Annotated in this window: 12 protein-coding genes; all 12 read right to left on the bottom strand. The window is 56.4% G+C overall.

The genetic code is table 11. From position 1 onward, the window contains the following. Positions 1-268: 268 nt before the first annotated feature. Positions 269-1,387, bottom strand: coding sequence for a glycine cleavage system aminomethyltransferase GcvT (gene gcvT / locus HMPREF2958_RS07490; protein ID WP_070697561.1), 1,119 nt, complete (start codon positions 1,385-1,387; stop codon positions 269-271). 194 nt (positions 1,388-1,581) lie between these two features. Further along, entirely contained in the window at positions 1,582-4,434 is a 2,853-nt protein-coding gene (gene gcvP, locus HMPREF2958_RS07485; RefSeq protein ID WP_070697560.1) for an aminomethyl-transferring glycine dehydrogenase, read from the bottom strand. A gap of 160 nt (positions 4,435-4,594) precedes the next feature. After that, entirely contained in the window at positions 4,595-4,789 is a 195-nt protein-coding gene (locus HMPREF2958_RS07480) for a hypothetical protein (protein ID WP_070697559.1), read from the bottom strand. Between the two features lie 163 nt (positions 4,790-4,952). Further along, the gene (locus HMPREF2958_RS07475; protein WP_048751152.1) at positions 4,953-6,197 is read right to left on the bottom strand and encodes an MFS transporter; all 1,245 of its coding nucleotides are present in this window, start codon (positions 6,195-6,197) and stop codon (positions 4,953-4,955) included. Positions 6,198-6,244: 47 nt separating this feature from the next. Further along, entirely contained in the window at positions 6,245-7,078 is an 834-nt protein-coding gene (narI, locus tag HMPREF2958_RS07470; RefSeq protein ID WP_013397629.1) for a respiratory nitrate reductase subunit gamma, read from the bottom strand. Between the two features lie 23 nt (positions 7,079-7,101). Beyond that, a complete protein-coding gene (gene narJ / locus HMPREF2958_RS07465) occupies positions 7,102-7,848 on the bottom strand; it encodes a nitrate reductase molybdenum cofactor assembly chaperone (protein ID WP_041321532.1) in 747 nt (248 codons plus the stop codon). A 3-nt stretch (positions 7,849-7,851) separates the two neighbouring features. Beyond that, complete coding sequence (gene narH / locus HMPREF2958_RS07460; protein WP_048751150.1) at positions 7,852-9,465, bottom strand: nitrate reductase subunit beta; 1,614 nt, start codon at positions 9,463-9,465, stop codon at positions 7,852-7,854. Then, positions 9,465-13,187 (bottom strand): nitrate reductase subunit alpha, encoded by a 3,723-nt coding sequence (locus HMPREF2958_RS07455; protein ID WP_070697558.1) that lies wholly within the window; start codon positions 13,185-13,187, stop codon positions 9,465-9,467. Before HMPREF2958_RS07455 ends, narH begins: the two co-directional genes overlap by 1 nt. A 79-nt stretch (positions 13,188-13,266) precedes the next feature. After that, on the bottom strand, positions 13,267-14,475 hold the full coding sequence (locus tag HMPREF2958_RS07450) for a ThiF family adenylyltransferase (RefSeq protein WP_070697557.1): 1,209 nt from the start codon (positions 14,473-14,475) through the stop codon (positions 13,267-13,269). A 37-nt stretch (positions 14,476-14,512) separates the two neighbouring features. After that, positions 14,513-15,001 (bottom strand): molybdenum cofactor biosynthesis protein MoaE, encoded by a 489-nt coding sequence (locus tag HMPREF2958_RS07445; RefSeq protein WP_013397633.1) that lies wholly within the window; start codon positions 14,999-15,001, stop codon positions 14,513-14,515. After that, a complete protein-coding gene (locus HMPREF2958_RS07440; RefSeq protein ID WP_037231153.1) occupies positions 14,991-15,509 on the bottom strand; it encodes a MogA/MoaB family molybdenum cofactor biosynthesis protein in 519 nt (172 codons plus the stop codon). Before HMPREF2958_RS07440 ends, HMPREF2958_RS07445 begins: the two co-directional genes overlap by 11 nt. Positions 15,510-15,581: 72 nt before the next feature. Then, positions 15,582-16,088, bottom strand: a complete 507-nt coding sequence (gene moaC, locus HMPREF2958_RS07435; RefSeq protein ID WP_004005310.1) for a cyclic pyranopterin monophosphate synthase MoaC — start codon at positions 16,086-16,088, stop codon at positions 15,582-15,584. Positions 16,089-16,097 lie beyond the last annotated feature (9 nt).

Raw genomic sequence — 16,097 nt, 5'->3', positions numbered from 1 at the left:
AAGACGGTATGCAGCCTTCATTGTCTGCTGGTTTTCCCTGAGGTTTATGCTCACCGAGCATCTTGCAACCTGCTGAGTTCATCCTAGCTTACTTCAAGTCATGGATAAACTAAGGCGACATTATGTTTGCGTGCGCGCCCGGGCTTGCCTGTGCGATAAACTTCGAGTCGATATACCGACACAGGCATGCTGAAGGGCGGGTAAATATACCTCAGCACATTCACCCGCCCTATGCCTCTTGCTCGGGTTACCTGAGATGAAGCAGTATTTACTTCTCGCGCTTGTAGAACGGAAGCGAGACCACGTCAAAAGTTGCACGCTTACCGCGAATATCCACATCTACCTCGGAACCGACCTCGGAGAATTCGCGCTTCACCAGTGCCATTGCTATCGGGTAACCCAGGGTCGGGGAAGGAATACCGGAGGTTACCTCACCGATTTGATTACCCTCGGCATCGACGAGGAACAAACCCGCACGTGCCGGGCGCTTTGCCTGGGCTTTCAGCCCAACCAGAATACGCTCCGACGGGGACTTCGCCAGTTCGGTCAGGGCGGTACGGCCCACGAAATCAACAGTCTTCTTCTCCAAAGCGATCTCAACTAGGCGACCCAAGCCGGACTCGAAGGGGGTAATGTCCAGGCCCAGCTCATGACCGTAAAGCGGCATACCAGCTTCCAGACGCAGCGAATCGCGTGCCGCCAAACCTGCCGGGGTCAAGCCGAAGGGCTCACCTGCGGCGGCGAGTGCCTCCCACAGTTTCACAGCGTTGGCGTTCGGCACAAAGAGCTCGAAACCGTCCTCGCCGGTGTAGCCGGTACGTGCCAGAAGTACATCTACCCCGGCAATGGTGACCGGAACGGAAGCGTAGTATTTGAGCTCGCGTACCGCATCCTCATCTGAGGCACCAGCCGCAAGCAGAATTTCTTCGGCACGCGGTCCTTGCACAGCAATCAGGGAGGTGTCGTCAGATTCGTTGACGAACTTCACATCAAAATTACCCAGACGCTCGCTCATGGCCGCAAAATCGTTATCAATGTTGGCGGCATTGGGCACAACCAAGAATTCTTCGTCGCCCAAGCGGTAGGTGATAAGGTCGTCAATCACGCCGCCCTTGTCGTTGGCGAGAATCGAGTACTTGGCGCGCCCAGGCTTGAGTACGGACATGTTGGAGACCAGAGCGTAGTCGAGGAATGCAGCGGCATCGGGCCCGGTGATGCGGAACTCGCCCATGTGAGAGAGGTCGAAAATACCGGCGCGAGTGCGCACAGCCTGATGCTCGGCAACATCGTTGGCGTACTTGAGCGGCATATCCCAGCCGCCGAAGTCGGTGAATGCGGCTCCTAGCTTTTCGTGAACGGGGTAAAGTGCGGTCTTCTTGGGTGACATGTTTCTCCTTAGTACATAGTCAGATACACTGCTTTGTGCCAGAACGGTTTATACCAGAACGATTATTCTTGTTTTTAAGAACATTCATTCTATTTTATGTGTGTACGGTAAGCCTTCCGGGCGCCCCGCTCCCCCGCCTTCTAACAAACAGGCGAAAAACGCGGGACACACAGAAGTTCATCGAATCATCGAAGCTACTCGGCGTGAGCTTCAAGATCGAATGCCTCCATCGGAGGGCATTCGCAGACGAAGTGACGGTCTCCGCCCGCACCGTCAATACGGCCCACAGGCGTAAAGTACTTGTTGGCGCGAAGCGAAGGAACCGGGAAGGCAGCCTGAGTGCGGCTGTACGGGCGATCCCACTCGTCGGCAGAAACAACATCCACCGTATGCGGAGCGTTGCGCAGCACGGAATCTTCCACTGCGACCTTGCCTTCGGCAACCTCAAGAATTTCGCCGTAGATAGTCTCCATCGCCTCAATAAAGCGATCGAGTTCTTCCTTCGACTCCGATTCGGTCGGCTCCATCATCAAAGTTCCCGGAACTGGGAACGCCAGAGTAGGCGCATGGAAACCGAAGTCCATCAGACGCTTACACACGTCTTCGGCGGTCACATGGGAGTGGTCGGTAAGCTCACGAATATCTAGGATGCACTCGTGACCCACCAGGTTTGCGTTGCCGGTGTAGAGTACAGGGAACTTATCGTTGAGCTTTTTCGCCACGTAGTTTGCGTTCAGCACCGCGTACTCCGAGGACTTTTTCAAGCCCTCGGCGCCGCTCATAGCAATGTACATCCAGCTAATGGGAAGCACACCGGCAGAGCCAAAGAACGCCTGCGCAATCGGAAGTGCCGTGCCGTTAGGCAGCTTGCCTTCGGCATCCGCAGTTGCGGCATCACCGGGAAGGTACTTCGCCAGATGCTCACGAGCAGCGAGAGGTCCAACACCGGGACCGCCACCGCCGTGTGGAATGGAGAAGGTCTTGTGCAGGTTCAGGTGGGAAATATCGCCGCCGAACTTACCCGGCTGTGCGAAGCCCATCTGCGCGTTCAGGTTTGCGCCGTCCACGTAGACCTGACCACCCGCGGCATGTACAAGCTCGCAAACCTCAGATACCTGAGGCTCAAACACTCCATGCGTCGAGGGATAAGTAATCATGATGCCAGCGATCTTATCGCCGTACTTCTCGATCTTCGCCTTCAGATCATCAACATCAATCGAGCCGTCGGATGCGGTCGCCACACCCGCAACCTTGAGCCCAGCAAGCGCTGCGGATGCGGCATTCGTGCCGTGCGCCGAAAGCGGAATAAGCACGGTATCACGCTCGTGATCACCGTTAGCCTCGTGGTAGGCACGAATAGCACGCAGACCACCGTACTCACCGGTTGCACCGGAGTTCGGCTGCAAAGACACGACATCGTATCCGGTGATAGCAACCAGCCAGTCGGAAAGTTCCTTGATGAGCTTATGCCAGCCCTGAGCCTGATCGGCGGGTGCGAGCGGGTGAATATTCGCAAATTCGGGCCAGGAAATCGGCTCCATTTCCGCCGCAGCATTGAGCTTCATAGTGCACGAGCCCAGAGGAATCATCGTGCGGTCCAGAGCCAAATCCTTATCAGAGAGACGGCGCAGGTAGCGCATCATCTCGGTCTCGGAACGGTACCTATGGAAGACGGGATGCTGCATATACTCATCGGTACGGAGCAGATTTGCGGGAATGCTGAACTTGGCATCTGCCTCGGAGGGAAGTTCTGCGCCAAATGCCTTTACCAGACGCTCCAAAACCCGGTCATTATGAGATTCACCGACCGAAATACCCACGCGGTTCTCGTTGATACGGCGAATGTTAATACCAGCCTCAAGCGCCTTGGCAACGAGCTCATCTGCGCGAGCCGGTGTATCAATCACCACGGTGTCAAAGAAATGCTCATAGGCAATACCGTATCCGGCGCTTTCCAGGGCTGTCGCTACACGAGCCGCGTTAGTATGCAGACGTTCGGCGATAGCACGCAGCCCCTCGGGACCGTGATACACAGCGTAAGCACCGGCAACAATCGCCAGTAAAGCCTGGGCGGTACAGATGTTACTGGTAGCCTTCTCGCGACGGATGTGCTGTTCGCGGGTCTGCAGAGACAAACGGTAAGAAGGCTTACCGGCGGAATCCTGCGACACACCGACCAGACGGCCCGGCATAGTGCGTTCCATGCCCTTATGCACAGCCATGTAGGCGGCATGCGGACCACCAAAGAAGAACGGCAGACCGAAACGCTGGGTATTGCCCACTGCAATATCGGCACCGAGTTCCCCCGGAGACTTCAGCAGGGTGAGCGCCAGAAGATCGGCATCCACGGTCACTAGGGCGTTACGTTCCTTAGCCGCCTTCACAAGCGGCTCAATATCACGAATTTCCCCGTCGGATGCGGGGTATGCGAGCACCACACCGTACAGATCGCCCTCGGGCAGCCCCTCCGAGAAATCGGTGACCACGAACGGAATGTCAAGAAGTTCGGCACGACCGCGTACCACGGCAAGAACCTGCGGCAAGCATCGAGAATCAATCGCGAAGAAACCGTTCTTAACCTTACGGTTGGCGCGGTGCATCATCACAACCGCCTCCGCAACCGCGCTTGCCTCATCGAGTAGGGAAGCATTCGCAATATCCAGGCCGGTGAGTTCCATAACCACGTTCTGGAAATTCAGCAGAGCCTCCAGGCGGCCCTGCGAAATTTCAGCCTGATACGGGGTGTATGAGGTGTAAAACCCGGGATTCTCAAGAATATTACGGCGAAGCACAGCGGGGGTTACGGCATCATAGTAGCCGGCACCAATCATCTGTGCGTACACCTTATTCTTAGCGGCATACCCGGCGATCTTAGCCAGCGCATCCTGCTCAGTCAGCGGCTCCGGCAAAGGCAGATCGGCACGAAGACGAATCTGTTCGGGGACGACGGCGTCCATCAGAGCCCCTAGGGAGTCATACCCCAGGGTGCTGAGCATCTGCTCAGCGTCTGCGGAACGGGGGCCGAGATGACGGTCAATGAAAGACATAATATCTATCTCCTAATCGGCGCAAACCGTTAGCGGTTCACAACGGTGCTGTTGTGTATAACAGTACTAATTTTCCCACAATGTGGGCTTAAACTTCTAGCTGTCTGTGCCCTGTGACACGCATATTATGGGGGGGGTTACCGGCACATATATGAGCAGGTTAGGGCGCGTCAAGAGACTTCTTGCCGCCGCGCACTATGAGCGTCATCCCCACCCCGACGGCCGCGGTCAGGGCCAAGAGCATCAACCCGTTAAAGTAGCTGTTCGCGGCGGCATTATAGGTTGCGCCCATCACCAGCGGCGGGAAGAACCCGCCCAGCCCACCGGCAGCAGCCAAAACCTGCATTGTAATCATAAATTAGAGGTATTTACGTTCAGAGCCATCTGTTCCGAATTTGTGACCGCCACCCCATATTGGTTTTAGGGTACGAAACTCACGTAAAAAGCTCTGGCCGCTCCCTCAGAGTAGGGAACGGCCAGAGCCATGGAAACAAACAATTGAGTGAAAAACTCAGCTACTACTTCGCTACGGCATCAGCCTTATGATGTTCCGGCTTACCGCCATGCTTGACCAAGAATGCCGAGGCAAAGGCCACAGCTGCAGTTACAGCCAACAGAGTTAGACCGATAAAGTAGTTACGATGTGCGGCATCGTAGGTTGCACCCATCACCAGCGGCGGGAAGAAGCCGCCAAAAGCGCCGGCAGCAGCGATCACGCCGGAGACCGCACCCACGTTCTTCGGGTCAGCCGCGCGGCCAACCCAACCGAAGACCGAGCCGGAACCCAAGCCCAGCAGAGCTGCCATCGCCAAGAAGATGGGACCGTAGACATGCTCAGCATCCGGCTGAAATGCGGTAACCAGAGCCAAAACCGACACACCGCCCAACGCAATGAAGGTAATAATCTTCGGACCAAACTTATCAGCCAAGATACCGCCGAAGGGACGAGCGATCACGGCAGCCGCCGCGAAGCCTGCGGCACGAGCACCAGCATCTTCAGGGTTGAAACTGTAGATATTGTTCAGGTAGGTCGGCAGGTAGTTCGAGAACGCCACAAAGCCACCGAATACTACCGAGTACAGGAAGCACAGCTGCCAGGTTGACTTCACCTTGAACGCCCTAATGATCTTCGGCATCAGCGGGGTAACCTCGCGGTTAGCGGTAGCCGGTGAATCACGCAGGAACAAGAATGAGATAATGGCGGTTACCGCGCACAGAGCCGCAATGATGTAGTGGGTATTCATATAACCCACGAGGTTCATCAGGCGCGGAGTAAAGAACGCTGACAGAGCGGTACCGACCATACCAGCGCCGAAAACACCGGTTGCAAAGCCCTTACGAGCGGGCGGGTACCAAGCGGAGCTGAACGGAATACCCACCGCGAACACGGTACCGGCGATACCCAGCAGGAACGAGAAGACCAATATCAGGGGGAACGACTTCATCGAGCCGGCAACACCGACCAAGAGCACCAGCGGAGTGCTGACGGCAAGTACCAGACTCATCATGATGCGCCCACCGTACTTATCGGTTAGACCACCAACCGGAATACGCCCAATCGCACCAATAAAGATAGGCATAGCAACCAGCAAACTCGTAGTTCCCGGGTTCAAATGCATCTGATCCGGCTTGGCGTAGTACTTCGCAAGCGGACCGACAATCGTCCACGCCCAGAACCCAACGGTTGAGGCGAAGGTAACCAGCAGCAGGTTAAAAAGCTGCCCCTTTTTTAGGTCGTAACTCTCAGCAGTGGGAGCACTCATTATTCCTCTTTGTGTTATGTGTTGTGTTATGTGTTGTGTGTATATTGTTAGCGATTGACGCGCTCACGTGGGAGCGCCTCTTGCGGGTTGTCCCAACCACGACGTGCGCCCACGCGCTCATTGCCGCGAGAACGGTAGATGGTGTAGGGACGGAACAGGTAGTGCAGCGGCACGGTCAGTGCATGCACCAAACGAGTGAAAGGCCAGATAATGAACAGCACCATAGCCACAATGATGTGAATCTTGAAGGCGACAGGCACATTCACCATCAGCGCTACCTCTGGGTGGAAGTAGAAGATAGAACGGAACCACACCGCAATGGAGGTGCGGTAGTTGAACTCCACCTCATGCCCGTTAACCGGGGGCAGACCGCCCGAGGGGTCAAAAGCGGAAATCAAAGTTGCGGCGGTACCCGCCAGAATGACGGCGACCAGCACAAAGTACATAAACTTATCGTTCATCGTCGTTGCAGAGAAAACCTGTGCATTACGACGACGACGCCACAGAAGCAGGAACAAACCAAGAATAGTTGCTGCAGCGGCTGCGGAACCGCCCACCAAAGCGACAATGTGATAAGTGTGGTCGTCCACCACGAGGTCTGTGAGCATCTTAGGCACCACTAGACCGCCCACGTGTCCCATAAACACGGCGGCTAGACCATAGTGGAATAGAGGTGATCCCAGACGCAGCATCTTGGATTCATAAATCTGTGATGATCGAGTGGTCCAACTAAACTGATCGGTACGGTAACGCCAAATAGTGCCGCCGATCAGAACAAGAATAGTGACATAGGGAAGCACGCCCCACAGGAGGGTGTCTACAATCCCCGGCTCGCCGACAGGCACCGCATGTGCTGCGTGCTCGGATGCGAGTGCGTACACGATGTACTCCTAATTTGAGGGGTCTAAATATTATTAGGGTTAACTTGGGTCAGCCGCGGATCGGCATACCCGCTCAGACCAACGGTCTCAACGGGCGGGCCATAACCCGCCATCTGCTGCACCTGTTCCTGAGTCTCGGGAGAGACACCGGGGAGGGTATTGCAGATACTCTGTAATAACCCGTAGTGTGGGAGGTCTCCGTCCCGAAGCGCTAAACGAAGCAGCTCTAATGAGGGACGGTATGCTTGAAGCGCTGCGCGACCCTGGCGACGATCCACCAGCGCCGCAAACTCCAAGACGAGAGGTAAATAGTCGGGAAGTTCCCCGTTAAGGCGGGTGAGCATCCCCGAATCGCGATACATTTTCTTAAATCGAAGAAGGGTTTCGCCGCGACGGCGAGTATCGCCATCCGTCCAGTAAGAAAGGTGCAGAGCGTGCCTGCGGGAGAGGTCGTATTCCTGCACGTAGTCACTCTGAACTTCTTCAAGCTCGCGAGCCGTAAGCCAATCCGCAACGGTTTGCACGGCCTGCACGAAATCGGGATTCTCAGTTGCCTGCGCCAAGCGCGTAAACTCCGGCAGAAGATCAAGAGTTTCTTCCGTCGGATAGCTCAACAGCATGCCGCTGACCTGGTAAATCACCGAGTCTCGGTCTTCACCTGCACCATAGTCACGATCAAACGGATCAATGTTATCGTGCGCGGCTTGCGCCGATTCCGGGGTATTCCCGGAATCGGCTTTGCCCATAAGCTTGGAAAAGAATCCAGCCACTACTTACTTCTTTCCGGTGGTATTCGGGAACAGACCATCCGGACGCGAGTTCCCATCCCAGCTAAAGAGGCTCACCTTGTTAGAGCTCTCATATACGCCAGTTGAGACGGGGGTCGGGCGACCTTCCATGTCGTTGAATGCGTCACCGTACATGCCGGGACCACCATCAACGCTCAGCGAGCATCCCATCTCTTCGAGGTTATGCGCATCTTCCATATGAGCCGGAGGAATCACATAACGCTCGTTGTACTTAGCAATCGCCATCAGACGGTACATTTCGTACATCTGTGCACCGGTCATACCCACCGAGTTTGCGATCTCCTCATTGCCTTCGCCGCCCAAATTAATGTCACGCATGTAGGCGCGCATTGCGGCTAGGCGCTTGAGCACGAAGGTTACGACCTCGGTATCGCCAGCGGTAAACAGCTCAGCAAGGTATTCAACGGGGATGCGCAGCGCCTCGATCGCGCCGAACAGGTTCTGGCTGTTCTCAGCATCGTGTCCCTGGTCCTTGAGCAGATCCACAATCGGCGACAGCGGCGGAACGTACCAGACCATCGGCATGGTGCGGTATTCGGGGTGCAGCGGAAGTGCAACCTTCCATTCCTTTGCCAGCTTGTACACGGGCGACTTCTGGGCTGCGGTAATCCACGCCTCGGGAATATCGTTCTCGCGTGCCAAACGAATAATCTCGGGATCCGAAGGATCGAGCATAAGCGAAAGCTGCGACTCGTACAGATCCTTCTCATCGGCAACGGATGCTGCCTCAGTCACGCGGTCTGCATCGTAGAGGAAGATACCGATATAGCGCATACGACCCACGCAGGTCTCGGCACATACGGTCGGAATACCGGCCTCGATACGGGGGTAGCAGAACGTACATTTCTCTGCCTTACCCGTCTTGTGGTTGAAGTACACCTTCTTGTAGGGGCAGCCGGTAATGCACTGACGCCAGCCACGGCAGCGATCCTGATCGACCAGCACGATGCCGTCCTCGGCTCGCTTGTAGATAGCGCCGGAGGGGCATGCCGCCATACAGGACGGGTTCAGGCAGTGCTCACAAATACGCGGCAGGTAGAACATGAAGGTCTGCTCGAACTCGAATTTAATCTTGTCCTCAGCCTTCTTGCGCACCTTCTCCACAAGCGGGTCAAGGTGACCGTGCTCGGGGGCGCCGCCCAGGTTATCGTCCCAGTTCAGGCCCCATTGAATCTTGGCGTCCTGACCGGTAATCATCGATACCGGCTTAGCCACGGGGAAGTCATCGCCTAGAGGTGCGGTGGTGAGATTCTGGTAGTCGTAAGTCCAGGGCTCATAGTAGTCGCTGAGCTCGGGCTGAATCGGCGAGGCGAAAATGGAGAAGAGCTTCTGGAAGCGGTTACCGCTCTTGAGCTCCAGACGACCGCGCTTGTTCAGCACCCAGCCGCCCTTCCACTTTTCTTGGTCCTCGTAGCGGCGCGGGTAGCCCTGACCGGGGCGGGTCTCAACGTTGTTGAACCACACATACTCGGTACCGGAACGGTTTGTCCATGCCTGTTTACAGGTCACGGAGCAGGTGTGGCAGCCAATGCACTTATCAAGCGCCATCACCATTGCAACTTGTGCCATAACACGCATTAGAATGTAACCTCCTGCGACTTGCGACGGCGAATGTACGAGACAATGTCACGTTGGTTGCCGGTCGGTCCGAGATAGTTGAAAGCGAATGCCAGGTGTGCGTAGCCGCCAATCATATGGGTCGGCTTGAGTAGGATGCGGGTCATCGAGTTGTGAATACCGCCGCGTTTGCCGGTGGTTTCGGTCTTCGGCGTCATCATACGCTCCTGAGCGTGGTGCACGTAGCACACGCCCTCAGGCATACGGTGCGAGACAACCGCACGACCCACGAACACACCATTGGTGTTCACACATTCGATCCATTCGCCGTCCTTGACGCCGATCTTCTCGGCATCCTGGGGGCTCATCCAGGCAGTCTGACCACCGCGGAAGAGGGTCAGCATATGCTGGTTGTCGAAGTACTGGGAGTGAATAGCCCACTTGTTGTGCGGGGTCAGGTAACGCACTGCAACCGAAACGCCGTCGGTAGTACCGATTTCGGGTTCCTTGAAGAGCCCGGTCATATCCAGCGGGGGACGGTAAATCGGCAGTGCCTCGCCCATTTCGTGCATCCAGTCGTGATCCAAGAAGAAGTGCATACGACCGGTTAGGGTATGGAACGGCTTCTTCTTTTCAATGTTCACGGTGAACGGCGCGTAACGGCGGCCGCCGGTTTCCGAACCGGACCACTCGGGAGAGGTCATCACGGGCTGTGGGGCTGCCTGGGTCATGGGGAAGGTAATCTTACGTTCCTCGTTACCCTCGGCAAGATCCATCAGGTGCAGACCGGTCTGCTTCTCAAGTTCTTTGAAGCCCTTAAGCGCCACCTCACCGTTGGAGGTACCAGAGATGCGCAGAATCGACTCGGCGAGCTTGGTATCGGTATCCAGTGCAGGACGGCCCGCGCCCTTACCGGAGTCCATCACACCAAATTCCTTCGCCATCTGAGCGACTTCGTCCTTCAGATCGTACGTCACGTATTTGGTGGTGGCACCAACCTTGTCGAAGAGCGGGCCTACAGAGGTGTACATATCGTACATCGCGCTGTAGTCGCGTTCGACAGTCATGAAGTTCGGCATGTTCTTACCGGGAACACCTGACATGCCGGGAGTGCTCTTCCAGTCGGGTGCATGACCGCCGGGCTGCTTGATTTGACCGGGGGTATCGTGCAGGAGCGGAACCGAAACAATATCCTTGCGGGTGCCCAGGTGCTTCTTGGCCTGGCGTGTGAACTCGTATGAGAGAGCCTTGAAGGTATCGTGATCGGTTCGTGCTTCCCACGGCGGGTCGATAGCAGGCGAGAACGCGTGCAGGAAGGGGTGCATATCGGTCGAGGAAATATCGTGCTTCTCGTACCAGGTAGCGGTGGGGAGCACAACATCCGAAAGCAGGGTCGTGGTGGTCATGCGGAAGTCCGAGGTGACTAGCAGATCGAGCTTGCCTTGCGGTGCTTCCTGGTACCAGGTGACCTCACGCGGAATGGATTCCTCGTGATCGGCGCCCTGCACGTTGTCCATGCTGCCGACAAGGTGCTTGAGGAAGTAGCTCTCACCCTTAGCGGAGGAGCCGAAGAGGTTCGAGCGCCACAGCATCAGGGTACGCGGCCAGTTCACAGGGTTATCGACGTCTTCAACAGAGAATTCAAGGTCGCCGGAGTTCAGGCGCTGTGCCACATAATCGGCGTTATCCTTAGCTTCTCCACGCGCTACAGCCGCTTCTGCCTTATCGGCGAGGTCGAGCGAGTTCTCGGGGAACTGCGGGTAGAACGGCATCCAGCCCATACGGGTGGATCGCGCAACAACATCCGCAGTGTGTACGCCCTTGAGCTCGCCGGTGCCCAGCGGGGACTGCAGATAATCGGTGGAGTAACCGTCCTGGCGGAACTGGTCGGTATGCATGTACCAGAAACCGGTGCCGATCATATGACGCGGCGGGCGGCTCCAGTCCAAAGCGTTTGCCATATTGGTCAAACCGGTGAGCGGACGTGCCTTCTCCTGACCCACATAGTGAGCCCAGCCGCCGCCGTTGCGGCCCTGGCAGCCGGTCAGGTTCAGCAGAGCCAAGATAGCGCGGTAGGTTGTATCCGCGTGGTACCACTGGCAAATACCGGCGCCGAAGATAATCATAGAACGACCGTGAGAGTCAATAGCGTTCTGCGCAAATTCGCGCGCCACGCGAATAACGGCCTCCGGCGGAACTGAAGTAATCTGCTCCTGCCATGCCGGGGTGTTCTGAATCGACCAGTCTTCGTAATCCTTAGCCCAGTCGCCGGGCAGTCCGGGGCGACCGATACCGTAGGTAGCAAGCATCAAGTCGAAGACGGTGGTAACTTCCTGGCCCTCAACATAGGTGACGGGCACGCCGCGGGTCATGATGTCGCCGTGGCCCTTGGGGTTATCGAAGGTCGGCATCTTGATCTCGACAGCGGCGGACTCGCCCTGCGGCAGATCGCGAATCGAGAGAATGGGTTTGCGCCCGTCCAATTCAAGGTTCCATTTACCCTGATCGGATTCGGAGTAGCGGTGACCCATCGTACCGTTGGGAACAAAGACCTCGCCGGTTTCGCGATCCATCATGGCAGTCTTGAAATCGGCGTTTTCCTGGTGCTGCTCCCCCGCCAGGGATGCGGCGGTCAGGAACTTCGAGGGAACCTTCGTGCCGTCTTCACGAGTTTCGAGGGTCACCAAGAAGGGCAGGTCGGTGTAGGTCAGGGCAAAGTCTTCGAAGAACTCCACGCGCTGATCCACGTAATTTTCCTTGAGAATCACGTGACCCATAGCCATTGCGAGCGCAGCGTCGGTACCTGCCTGTGCGGGCAACCATTCGTCGGCGAATTTGGTGTTGTCGGCATAGTCAGGGCTGACTGAGACAACCTTGGTACCGCGGTAACGTACCTCGGCAACCCAGTGGGCATCCGGGGTACGGGTGACGGGGATGTTTGAGCCCCACATGATGAGGTAGGAAGCATCCCACCAGTCACCGGATTCGGGTACGTCGGTCTGGTCACCGAAGACCTGCGGCGATGCTACGGGAAGGTCGGCATACCAGTCGTAGAAGCTGGTCATCACGCCGCCGATGAGCTGGATAAAGCGTACACCGGCGCTGAAGGAGACCATCGACATTGCGGGAATCGGGGTGAAGCCGGTGCAGCGGTCGGGTCCGTAGTACTTAATGGTGTGCACGTGGGCGGCGGCTACGATTTCGAGCGCTTCTGCCCAGGTGGAGCGCACCAATCCGCCTTTACCGCGCGCGCTGATGTAGCGGTTGCGTTTGACGGGGTCGGAGACGATGGAGTGGAATGCTTCAACCGGGTCGCTGTGCAGGGCTTTTGCTTCGCGGTACATTTCGAGGAGCAGACCGCGCACATAAGGGTATTTCACGCGGGTCGGTGAGTAGGTGTACCACGAGAATGCAGCGCCACGGGGGCATCCGCGCGGTTCGTATTCGGGGCGGTCGGGACCGACTGTGGGATAGTCGGTCTGCTGTGCTTCCCAGGTGATAATGCCGTCTTTGACATACACCTTCCATGAGCAGGAGCCGGTACAGTTCACACCGTGGGTTGAGCGAACTTCTTTATCATGGCTCCAGCGGTCGCGGTAGAAGGTATCGCCTTTGCGACCGCCTTCACGGAAGACCGCACGACCGTCATCAGTCTCGTCCCAGCGAGAGAAGAACTTACCGAATTTGATCAGCTGATCGGTAAGGGGTCCATCCGGACCTTTGGTCTGTGATGCTTGTTCCATACAGCCAATATATCGCAAAAATTGGTATGCTAAATACGATATAAAAATATTCTCTAATCCAGGAAATTCATAGGGTTGTTCAGACCGTAAGCCATCCAGAAATTCCACCTACTAAAACACGCACGGGAGTATCTGTAGCGGCAGCAATATCCCGTGCCGCCTCCAACGCCCGTGTATATCCCGTGCAGTAGACCACAAGATATTTCGATGCGGGGTCAATTTTTTCGCGAATTTTCGCGGCAAGACGGCCTTCACGGGCTGCTTCCAAGATTTCTGTCAGCGGCAGATTAATTGCCCCATCGATCGCAAAAGAAGAAAACTCGATAGCTTCACGAACATCTATAAGGGTCATTTTTTCGTGCTGCGAAAGCTGCCGGGCTTGAACAGGGGTTATGTCTTCTAACTTTTGCGTGTGATGGTTACCCGTCAATTTTCCTGAATTATGACGAAATATTAAGTGATTTTTAGTGTCTTGACTCTCTTGAGGGTGAGTTTCTACCGATTTCTTAGGTTTTGCTTGCATCGAAGCTAAGAGAGGTATATATTCCCATTTTCCTGTTAACGCGGAGTATAGCCCAACCTCACCTAGCAGCGGCTTTCCGGAACCCGTGATGACCTTAATAGCCTCCATTGCCATCGCTGAGCCCACTACCCCGGCGAGCGCCCCAATAATCCCAGCGGTACTGCACGAAGGAACGCTTCCCGGTGCGGGAGCCTGCGGATAGAGGTCCTCATAGACCGGCCCGTGACCTGCCCAGAATACGCTCAGCTGTGCATCGAAACTCAGGATTGCCGCCCAAATATGTGGGATGCCCAACTGTTGTGCCGCAGCCGAAACCGCATAGCGAGCCTCAAAGTTATCGCTGCCGTCAAGCACCGCATCCGCACCGCTAAGGAGCGTCAAAGCGTTACTGTCAGTGAGGCGTTCTCGGATAACGGTCACCGTGATGAAGGGGTTGAGCGCGCGCATCGTTTCGGCAGCCGACTCTGCCTTCGAGTTTCCCGACCGTGCATAAGTGTGAATGACCTGTCGGTGCAGGTTTGAGATCTCAATGGAGTCATCGTCGATGATGATGATCTCGCCCACCCCGGCTCCCGCAAGATAGAGCAGGGCGGGGGCACCAAGCCCGCCAGCGCCGAGCACCGCAACCCGTGCCGCCTTCAGCTTCAGCTGCCCCGCCATGCCGATCTCGGGCAGAATCAGCTGGCGCGCATAGAAGGCACGTTCGGCCGCGCTCAACTGAGTCAAGGACTCCGGCGCGGTTTCGGGGTCTGGTATAAAGCTCATCCTGATGGTATCTTTCGCGGGAATACGTGTTGAGTCTCTAGGTGTCTATGCCCACCCATTCGGTGCTGCCGTCCGTCAGCTCCTGTTCTTTCCAAATGGGAACCTGGGCTTTCACACGGTCAGCCACCGCCTCGCAGGCCTCGAAGGCCCGCCCACGATGTGCTGCAGCGGCAAGCACGGTCAGCGCGGACTCTCCTATAGCGATAGGACCGACGCGGTGAACTGCCCACAGACGAACCCCCTCCAGCTCATCCGCTACAGACTGCACAACACGCGCAATATATTCTTTTGCCTGCGGATGCGCACTATAGGAAAGACCGCGCACCGCACTGCCGTGATCATGGTTGCGTACAATGCCGTCGAATACAACAAGGGCGCCCATGGCTTCTGTCATGACCTGAGCCTTCGCGGCGGCGGCAAGTGGTTCTAAGGCTTCCTCGGTAATATCGGTGAAAATGACTACCGAACCGGTGGGCTCAGCGCCGTGCGCCCCGCTGTGATCGAGCCCCTGCGGCTTAGTGGTCATGATAGTCCTCCATCTGGCGGCAAATATGTTCCACGAGTGGGTCCAGGGTTTTCACTCCATCTTTAACCCCGCCGCGCGACCCGGGCAGAGTCATCACGAAGGTTTTATCGATCACGCCCGCAACCCCACGTGAGAGCACGGCGGAAGATACGTTCTGCAGGCCGTTCGCCCAGAAAGCGTGCATGATTCCGGGGATTTCCTTATCCAGATGCGGGCGCACCGCCTCTACGGTCTGGTCGTCCGTGTTCAGCCCAGTACCGCCGCTGGTGAGAATAAACGTGGGCAGGTTATTATTCTTCTTCCCATCGGCAATGAGGGAGTTGAAGTAGTCGATAATCTGCCGGTCTTCGATCACGACAGCGTCCGGGGTCTTGAACCCGCGTGAACGCAGCCATTCAACCGCGATAGGCCCCGATTTATCCTCATAGATACCGCGGGCGGCGCGAGTAGACGCCACGATAACAAGCCCGGTCAGATTCTCGGGAAGCTGGATTTCTTCTGCACTCACGATGTGCTCCCTCTCATGCTGTTGTTCATAGGTTTTCCTTCTGGGCTTCACAAAATAGCAAAGTGGGGAACGCTAAACAGCCCAGTCACCGGATTTTCCGCCGGATTTCTCTAGTACCCGAATATTGCTGATCACGGCGTATTTATCGACCGCCTTAATCATGTCGAAAATCGTCAGCGCTGCGGTTGAAACAGCGGTTAGCGCCTCCATCTCAACCCCGGTAACACCCCGGGTTTTCACCGACGCCACGATGCGCACGAAGTCCTCGCCACGCTCAAAATCCAGGGTAATTTTACCCAGCGGCAACGGGTGGCACAGTGGAATAATATCCGGGGTGCGTTTAGCGCCCATAATACCCGCCACACGCGCAACCGGCAGGGCATCACCCTTAGGCAAATCGGCATCAAAAATCTTGGCGATCACATCGGCGCGAGTGTGCACGGTTCCCTCAGCGAGCGCCGTGCGTGTGGTGACGTCTTTCAAGGTCACATCAACCATATGGGCCGACCCATCGGCGCGCACATGAGTCAAGTCTTGGGCTGGCTGTGCCGCATCGGGGTGAAGATTCTTCTCAGTCACGATATGTCC

This window comes from Rothia sp. HMSC036D11 (genome assembly GCF_001814205.1).
Lineage (GTDB): Bacteria > Actinomycetota > Actinomycetes > Actinomycetales > Micrococcaceae > Rothia > Rothia dentocariosa.
Note: the sequence above shows the minus strand (reverse complement) of the source record. Positions and strands in the feature narration are given on the sequence as shown.